Origin of the sequence: Sphingobacterium litopenaei, assembly GCF_014692495.1 — a bacterium.
Taxonomy (GTDB): Bacteria; Bacteroidota; Bacteroidia; order Sphingobacteriales; family Sphingobacteriaceae; genus Sphingobacterium; species Sphingobacterium litopenaei.
Genome location: NZ_JACOIJ010000036.1, coordinates 24,024 through 32,546 on the forward strand (window position 1 = coordinate 24,024; position 8,523 = coordinate 32,546).

The following is an 8,523-nucleotide window of genomic DNA, read 5'->3' on the forward strand; positions in this document are numbered from 1 at the left end:
ATACAGATGACAGCTTTATATTTTATTTTAGGAGTTATTACTTTTTATTATGTCTTCAAATTTTCTATGCGTTTATTATTACCATACGCTATGAAAAAGTTGACAGAGCGTATGATGAATAAGGCACAGCAAGGTAGAGGAGGTTTTACCTATACCTATACTTCCGGAAATCCATTTGGTCCACAATCAACATATCAAGACAATAATCAACAACAAAATAAATCAAATGGACAGGTACAGGTGGATTATGTGCCGCCTCGTGAAGAAAAGCGTACAGTAGCGCCTAATGCAGGTGAATTTATAGATTTCGAAGAAGTAAAGTAGATTTTCATATTAGCAAATGAGAATAGGTTGATTAGTGTCTAAAACTAATCAACCTATTTTTTTGAGTTGTACTTTTTTAAGTTTTACTTTGTATTATGTGGTTGAAACAGCTTTCCGTATTAAATTTTAAGAATTACGCCGAATCTAGTTTATCCTTTTTGCCAGAGGTCAATGCCTTTACTGGCGCTAATGGAGCTGGTAAGACGAATTTATTGGATGCAATTCACTACCTGTCCTTATGCAAATCCTATTTTAACCCTATAGATTCTCAACATATCAAAAAGGGAGAGGAGTTCTTTATGGTACAGGGAGAATTTGATCGGGATGATCGACCAGATGTAATATCTTGTAGTTTAAAGAAGAACCAAAAGAAGCAATTCAAACGCAATAAAAAGGACTATCCCAGATTGGCTGACCATATTGGTCAGTTTCCATTGGTGATGATATCGCCAAATGATACATTGATTATTCTCGAAGGTTCGGAAGAGCGTCGCAAATTTGTGGATAATGTGATTTCACAAACGGATAATCGCTATTTGGATACGTTGATTTCCTACAATAAGATTCTGTTGCAACGTAATACTTTATTAAAGAATATCAAAGAAAAAGGTGTTTTTGATGTTGGGCTTTTGGAAGTGTTGAATATGCAGTTGGTGGAGGTAGGAGAGGTGATTTACCAAAAGCGTAAAACGTTTATGGAGAATTTCACGCCTTCTTTTCAGCGTCATTATCAATATTTGACAGAGAGCGCAGAGGAAGTTACTTTAGTATACGATTCACAGTTACATGGTGCTGATTTTATGGTGCTATTAGAATCTTCTTTAGAAAAAGACAGAATCCTCGAGCGTACCACAAAAGGTATCCACAAAGATGATTTGTTATTCACGATTCATGGTGAAATGCCGTTGAAAAAATTCGGTTCTCAAGGTCAACAAAAATCTTTTTTGATTGCATTGAAACTGGCGCAATATACTTATTTGCAAGAGCAAAATAAGTTCAAGCCTTTGCTGTTATTGGATGATATTTTTGATAAACTGGACGATAAGCGTACCAAAAAGCTGATGCAGATGGTATCGGATGACGAGTTTGGACAGATATTTATCACGGATACAGACGCTAACAGAATTCAGAAAATATTTGACGAAATCCAGCATCCTATACGTATATTTGATGTCGAAGGAGGACATGCGCATGCTATATAAGAAGAAAGTGGATGAAATACCAACCCGTGATGATATCAGCATGAAACAGGCTGTGGAGAAATGGTTGGAGGTGTACCGCTTGCGCCGCAAATATGAGGATTCCTCCGTAGTCACGTTTTGGGAAGAGATTATTGGTCCTTACATAGCTAAAAGAACACAACATATCTATATCAAGGATAAAAAACTCTATGTCAAAGTCGAATCGGCTGTGGTGAAGCATGAACTAGCTATTAACCGTAGACAGATTATTGGACGTGTGAATGAACATGTGGGGAATGTGATAGTGGAAGAGTTTGTTATTCTTTAATATTATAACAAGACTATTCCCAAATAAAAATAAATGAATGCACTCACATTGTTATTCATAAATGTCGCCTAACAAAATTTTGCATTTGCAGGTATGGATATAAGTTGTGCAAAATTTTCAAGCGACGAGTTTTTGATTACTTTTTTCGGAAAAAAGTAATTGCCTGCCCGGCAAGAGGGCTTAAAATCAAATAATCAGTCACATTAATCTACCTTCATGGCGTTTAAATATTATGCTGCTGCCTTATTTTCTTTTGTAGTTTGGGGCGTTTTCAGTTTGGTTTTAAAACCCTTGAGCAATTATGCGGCTTTAGATATTTTGACCTATCGTGTGGCATTTGCAGCCATAATAATTGCTTTTATAAGTTTAACCTTTCGATACAAAATTACCAAGGAAAATATTTCTATAATAAAATCATTAATTCCGAAGGAGCGGTTCAAAATTATTTCTGCAACGATCTTTAGTGCAATAATGCTTGCGCTAAACTGGTATTTATACATCTATGTGATGAATGCCGTGAGTGTCAATGCGACCTCTCTGGCTTATTTGATTTGTCCAATTCTGACAACAGTATTAGCAGGCATATTTCTGAAAGAAAAATTAAATATTGGGCAGTGGATAGCTGTGGGTATGGCTGTTCTCAGTTGCATAATGCTGTCTTATGGACATTTTATGGATATGTTGTATAGTGTGGTGATTGCCTTATCTTATGCCATATATTTGGTGGTTCAAAAAGCAAGCACAAAATTAGATAAATTTTTTACGCTTACACTGCATATTCTGATAAGCTCTTTTTTCTTAATTCCAATGGGAATGAGTACCGGAGAAACTGTGACTCATTCTGCATTGTTTTTTCAGTTGGTATTATTAATCGCTGTCCTCTTTACAATTATTCCTTTATTCCTCAATATGTATGCGCTGAAGGGGTTGGATTCTTCGGTTGTAGGCGTGTTATTATATATCAATCCCATTATTTCTTTTCTGCTGGCTATATTTTATTTTGATGAAAGCATTACCTTGCTACAGGGGTTTGCATATGGACTAATCTTTATGGCAGTTGTTGTCTTTAATGTTTCTTATTTACGAAAACACCAAGACGCTGTTGTTTAGAATGTTTCCAATAAACTCTTGTTACTGCATTTTGACAAATCCATCTGTTTAAGTATGACTTTAATGGCTATGTTTGTACCATTTGTGTTTTTAAGAAATTATTGAAAATAAATGGTTTATCATGATAGCGGATTTAGAACAAAAAGATAACAGTCATCTATATAAAACAGGTATAATCCAACAAACTGCCTATTGGTCTACCGTAAAAAAACTTCAAGGAATAGATTCATTAGCATATAATTTCAGAACTAAAGCAGAAGATTTATTTTGCCAGCCTTCTGAGGAAGCGTTTGTGGTGGGCGATTTCTTGATTATGCTGCAAAATCTGGATATAGACCATTGTATAGCTTATGTACCCTATGGTCCGGAAACTGAGCCATCAGAAGAACAACAAGGTTATTTTTTAGAGCAGCTCTCAGAAGCTTTACGCCGGTATTTACCACCCAGCTGTATCCTAATCCGCTATGATTTGTCTTGGCAGTCGCAATGGGCAAATGAGGACGATTGTTATGATTTGCATGGTAATTGGATAGGTTTTCCATCCAAAAGAGTGCAAGAGATGCGTGTAAATTTCAATACAGAATATGGGAATCTACGTAAAGCAAATACCGATATTTTGCCAACGAATACGATATTCATGAATTTAACACAGTCTGATGATGTATTATTAGGCAAGATGAAACCTAAAACGCGCTATAATATTAATTTGGCTAAGCGTAAAGGTGTTCGTATAGAATCGTTGGGTTTGGAGAGTTTAGAAATTTGGTATGAACTGTATAGGCAGACAGCAAAGCGAAACAATTTCTTTTTACACGATATCAATTATTTCAGAATTGTACTATCTGCTCGTGCGAATAATTCCGAGTCTCCTGCTGATGTGTATATGTTGGTGGCATATATAGATGATGAGCCTTTAGCGGCGATGTTTTTGGTTGTTTCAGCTAATCGCGCAACTTATTTATACGGAGCTTCTTCTACAGAAAATCGAAATTATATGGGGACGTATGCCTTGCAATGGAGAGCCATGCAGATAGCTCGTGAAAAAGGTTGTACAGAATATGATTTTTTTGGTATTTCACCAGATGCAGATCCTGCACACCCGATGTATGGCTTATACCGTTTTAAAACTGGTTTTGGCGGTGAAATATTTCATAGAATGGGCTGTTGGGACTATCCTTTGGATAAGCATAAGTATGAGTTTTATTCTGCGATGGAATTCCAAAATCAGCGTTACCATTTATAATTAACAGGCTAGCACATTGTTAGCCTGTTAAATTTTATAAATATTGCTCTAAATCTCCTTTACCTTCGCGGATAACCTCAAAGTCACCGTTTGTAACATCGACTACGGTAGAAGCGACATTGTCACCGTAGCCACCGTCAATCACTAAATCTACGCTTTCTTGGTATTTTTCGTAAATCAATTCGGGGTCTGTCGAATATTCTATGATTTCATCTTCATCGTGAATAGAGGTTGTCACAATTGGATTTCCTAATTGTTTTACAATTTCTCGAACAATATTATTGTCGGGTACACGAATACCGACTGTTTTCTTTTTTGAACTTAACAATTTGGGAACTTGTCCGCTTGCATTGAAAATAAAGGTAAACGGTCCAGGCAATGCTTTTTTCAATACACGGAAAACGGTAGTGTCAAATGGTTTTGTATATTGGGAAATATCGGTTAGGTCATAACAGATAAAAGATAAATTCGCTTTGTCTGGTTTCAACCCTCTAATTTGACAAACTTTCTCGATAGCTTTTTGATTGGTTATGTCACAGCCAATACCGTATACCGTATCGGTAGGGTAGATGATTACTCCACCTTTTTTCAAAATATCAACGGCTTGGTCTATAGCCTTTGGATTCGGATTATCGTTATATATTTTTATAAGCATAGCCTAAAGTAAAAAGTCAAAATTAAAAACTATTTAGTACTACAAAAAAAGAGTTGCTATAATAACAACTCTCTTTGTAATATGTTCGTTTATTAAAACTCTGCGTTTTTCGGTGTACGTGGGAAAGGGATCACGTCTCTAATATTCGTCATACCTGTGGTGAACAATACCAAACGCTCGAATCCAACACCAAAACCTGAGTGAGGTACAGAACCGAAACGACGTGTATCTAAGAACCATTCCATTTCTTCTTCTGGAATACCTACTTCTGCCATGCGAGCCAATAATTTGTCTAAGTTCTCCTCACGTTGAGAACCACCAACCATCTCACCGATACCTGGGAACAAAATGTCCATCGCACGTACGGTGTGACGACCTTGTGCATCTACTTCATTTTGTTTCATGTAGAATGACTTAATCTCACGCGGATAATCAGTTAAGATTACTGGTTTTTTGAAGTGTTTCTCTACCAAATATCTTTCGTGCTCCGATTGTAAGTCAGCTCCCCAACCTTCAATCAAATATTTGAATTGTTTCTTTTGATTTGGTTTTGAAGATTTCAAAATATCAATAGCTTCTGTATAAGTCAAACGTTCAAAGTTATTTTCCAATACGAAGTTTAATTTCTCTACTAAGTTCAATTCCGAACGTTCAGCTTGTGGCTTTGATTTCTCTTCATCTAACAAACGGTTTTTCAAGAATTCAATTTCTTCAGGACAAGTATCTAAAGCGTATTTGATTACGTATTTCAATAAATCTTCTGCCAAGTCCATGTTGTCTTCTAACTCATAAAAAGCCATTTCTGGTTCGATCATCCAGAATTCAGCTAAGTGACGAGTCGTATTTGAGTTTTCTGCACGGAAAGTAGGACCGAAAGTATAGATATTACCAAAAGCTAAAGCTGCTAATTCACCTTCTAACTGACCAGAAACTGTTAAGTTTGTTGATTTTCCAAAGAAATCTTCTTTGAAATCTACTTTTCCATCTTCTGTCAAAGGTGGGTTGATAGGGTCCAGCGTTGTTACTCTAAACATTTCACCAGCACCTTCGGCATCCGAACCTGTGATAATAGGTGAGTGGAAGTATACGAAATCTCTTTCTTGGAAAAACTTATGTATAGCAAAAGACAACGCATTACGCACTTTGAAAATGGCATTAAAAGTTCCTGTACGAACACGTAAGTGTGCGATCTCGCGTAAGAACTCTAAGCTGTGTTTCTTAGGTTGTAATGGATATTTCTCTGGATCCGAATCACCGATAATCGATACTTCGGTAGCTTTTACTTCTACACGTTGACCTTTACCCAAGGACTCTACCAAATTACCTTTTACACGAACTGCTGCACCTGTAGTGATTCTTTTCAAAATCTCTTCTGGTGTATTTTCAAAATCTACTACAGCCTGGATATTATTAATTGAAGAACCATCATTAATTGCTATAAATTGATTATTACGAAAAGTTCTAACCCAGCCTTTTACGATAACCTCTTTTCCAAATTCTTCGGATTTTAATAATTCTTTAATTCGTGTATGTTCCATTTTTATGTATTAGGAAATTTATAATGTTCTTTTTGTAAGAGTACAAAAATACGCTATTCTATCGTGTTATAAAAGGTTATTTTTCGTTGTTCTCAAATAAGTTTTAATTAACTTCAAAGCAGGAGAAACGGGAATAACTAATTTAGAAAAATCTACCATGACATTTAGGAAAGCATTAGAATCTGAAGTGGCTGAAATTTGGACAATTCTTCAATACGCGATAGAGCGACGAAAACAAGATGGCAGTAAACAATGGCAAGATGGATACCCTAATCCTGATACCATTCGTCATGATATTGCTAAGGATTGGGCTTATGTGTTAGCTGATGAAAAGGGGATATTGGCATATGGAGCGGTGATTTTTGAAGCTGATCCAGATTATGCAACCATTACTGGAAAATGGATTACGGAGCGAGATTATGTGGTCGTTCATCGGGTTGCGGCTGCACCACGCGCAAAAGGGATGGGCATTGCTACTCAACTATTCCAATATATAGAGACTTTAGCAAAATCAAGAAATATTTATAGTATTAAAGTGGATACCAATTTTGATAATATGGCCATGTTGCGAATTTTAGAGAAGTTAGGTTATAAATATTGTGGTGACGTGATAATTAGAGATTCAGCGCGAATAGCTTTTGAAAAATGTTTGGATTAATCTTTGCATAAAAAGGAGTGTTTCGAAGAATAAGATACATTGTATCAAATCAACAAATAAAACATTTTTAAGATTCCTATATGAATTCTACAATTTGGGTTGCTACATCAATAATAGTTTTACTTAGTATTTTACCATTTATTCGAAATCAGCATTGGGTATTTCGTGTGCCTGATTTTGTACGTCCACAATTGTTGTTTTTACAGTTACTCACTTTGATAGCAACTATTATTTGGTGGAAGGATGTTTCTTACCCCATTTTAATTCTATTCGCGTTGCTAATATGTATAGGATACAATTGCTATATTTTTATACGATTCACTAAATTTTGGCGTAGCAATAAGTACGAAATATCAGTCCAGCACTCAAAAAATGTAAAGATAATTTCTGTAAATGTCTATCAATTTAACACTGAATATCACCGCTTAGTCGATATGATTCGTAAAGAGAAGCCTGATATTTTTATGACGATGGAAAGTAATCAAGATTGGGAAAATGCTTTGCAAGAACTCAAGAATGAATACCCAAATTTTAAGGAAATAGCTTTAGAAAATACCTATGGCATGCACTTCTATACTAAGTTGAAAGTGCATGATATACAGGTTCATTATTTTGTTGCCGATGATTTACCAAGTATAGAAGCAGAATTAGAAACAGAGGATGGTTATCGGTTTATTTTCTTTGGTGTACACCCACCTCCACCGAGTCCAACGGAAGAAGAAACTTCCAAAGAACGGGATGGCGATTTATTATGTGTAGCTAAAAGAGCAAAAAAGCAAAAATTGCCTGTGGTAATCACAGGAGATTTTAATACCGTTGCTTGGTCAAGAGTTTCTGTATTATTTAAGAAAGCTAGTGGCTTAATAGATGCGCGATACGGTCGTGGATACTTAGCTACATTTCATGCGAAGTATTGGTTTTTCCGTATTCCATTGGACTTGTTATACCACAGTGCTGATGTTTTTATTGATGACTTAAAGATTCTTCCTTCAATATGTTCCGATCACTTTCCGATGTGTTGTACATTCTACATTGATAAACACAATGACGAGCAGATAGAAGATGTAAAAACGTTAGACCAAGAGGAAAAAGAAGAAGTTGAGGAGTTAATCGAAGAGGGGAAAGAGGAGGAAAGCGAAAATAGGAGTAATTCCTAATAAAAATTACAGCTTCTCAAAAATGAGTCAATGTGAATACCAATCCTATGACCAAAATTAGAGAAGCTACAATTATTTTATAAAACAGAGCGTAAAACCCATAGGTCTTTAGCCTGTGGGATGTAAGCGACTAACCCTGATTGAGAATATACTCACGAATAGTATCAGGAGATGCTTCACCTATTGAACAAACAAAATAACCATCAGAGCAGAAAGTATGTTCTTTCCAAAAATGTTTAAATAAGAATGACCTGTGTGGTGAACGCCAAATGTAATAAGTAGATTCTTGTTTTAACTTGCGAACAATAGAAGTAATTGAAACACGAGGG

The 8,523-nt window shown here is 35.8% G+C and carries 10 protein-coding genes; 7 read left to right on the forward strand and 3 right to left on the reverse strand.

The features are described 5' to 3' along the window. Positions 1 to 6: 6 nt before the first annotated feature. The 5 genes from H8B04_RS14430 to H8B04_RS14450 all read left to right on the forward strand — a co-directional run bounded on the left by H8B04_RS14430 (position 7) and on the right by H8B04_RS14450 (position 4,186). Positions 7 to 324, forward strand: a complete 318-nt coding sequence (locus H8B04_RS14430) for a DUF4834 family protein (RefSeq protein ID WP_165290450.1) — start codon at positions 7 to 9, stop codon at positions 322 to 324. 95 nt (positions 325 to 419) lie between these two features. Next, on the forward strand, positions 420 to 1,526 hold the full coding sequence (gene recF, locus H8B04_RS14435) for a DNA replication/repair protein RecF (RefSeq protein ID WP_190302798.1): 1,107 nt from the start codon (positions 420 to 422) through the stop codon (positions 1,524 to 1,526). After that, positions 1,510 to 1,833 carry a DUF721 domain-containing protein gene (locus tag H8B04_RS14440; RefSeq protein WP_223815443.1) on the forward strand — a complete coding sequence of 108 codons (324 nt, stop codon included), beginning with the start codon at positions 1,510 to 1,512 and terminating at the stop codon, positions 1,831 to 1,833. Before recF ends, H8B04_RS14440 begins: the two co-directional genes overlap by 17 nt. 216 nt (positions 1,834 to 2,049) lie before the next feature. Then, positions 2,050 to 2,943 carry an EamA family transporter gene (locus H8B04_RS14445; protein ID WP_165290447.1) on the forward strand — a complete coding sequence of 298 codons (894 nt, stop codon included), beginning with the start codon at positions 2,050 to 2,052 and terminating at the stop codon, positions 2,941 to 2,943. A 121-nt stretch (positions 2,944 to 3,064) separates the two neighbouring features. Beyond that, positions 3,065 to 4,186, forward strand: coding sequence for a lipid II:glycine glycyltransferase FemX (locus tag H8B04_RS14450; RefSeq protein WP_190302799.1), 1,122 nt, complete (start codon positions 3,065 to 3,067; stop codon positions 4,184 to 4,186). 34 nt (positions 4,187 to 4,220) lie between these two features. Here H8B04_RS14450 and H8B04_RS14455 read toward each other — a convergent pair whose 3' ends face one another. Then, positions 4,221 to 4,841, reverse strand: a complete 621-nt coding sequence (locus H8B04_RS14455; protein WP_190302800.1) for an L-threonylcarbamoyladenylate synthase — start codon at positions 4,839 to 4,841, stop codon at positions 4,221 to 4,223. A gap of 92 nt (positions 4,842 to 4,933) precedes the next feature. Continuing rightward, complete coding sequence (gene asnS, locus H8B04_RS14460; RefSeq protein WP_190302801.1) at positions 4,934 to 6,379, reverse strand: asparagine--tRNA ligase; 1,446 nt, start codon at positions 6,377 to 6,379, stop codon at positions 4,934 to 4,936. 157 nt (positions 6,380 to 6,536) lie between these two features. Here asnS and H8B04_RS14465 point away from each other — a divergent pair, with 157 nt between their 5' ends. Together H8B04_RS14465 and H8B04_RS14470 are read left to right on the forward strand one after the other, a co-directional pair. Continuing rightward, a complete protein-coding gene (locus H8B04_RS14465; protein ID WP_190302802.1) occupies positions 6,537 to 7,037 on the forward strand; it encodes a GNAT family N-acetyltransferase in 501 nt (166 codons plus the stop codon). Between the two features lie 80 nt (positions 7,038 to 7,117). Beyond that, positions 7,118 to 8,194, forward strand: a complete 1,077-nt coding sequence (locus tag H8B04_RS14470; protein ID WP_165290442.1) for an endonuclease/exonuclease/phosphatase family protein — start codon at positions 7,118 to 7,120, stop codon at positions 8,192 to 8,194. A 130-nt stretch (positions 8,195 to 8,324) separates the two neighbouring features. Here H8B04_RS14470 and H8B04_RS14475 read toward each other — a convergent pair. After that, positions 8,325 to 8,523: transposase (locus H8B04_RS14475; protein ID WP_190302803.1), on the reverse strand; the 199-nt coding region annotated here is incomplete at its 5' end.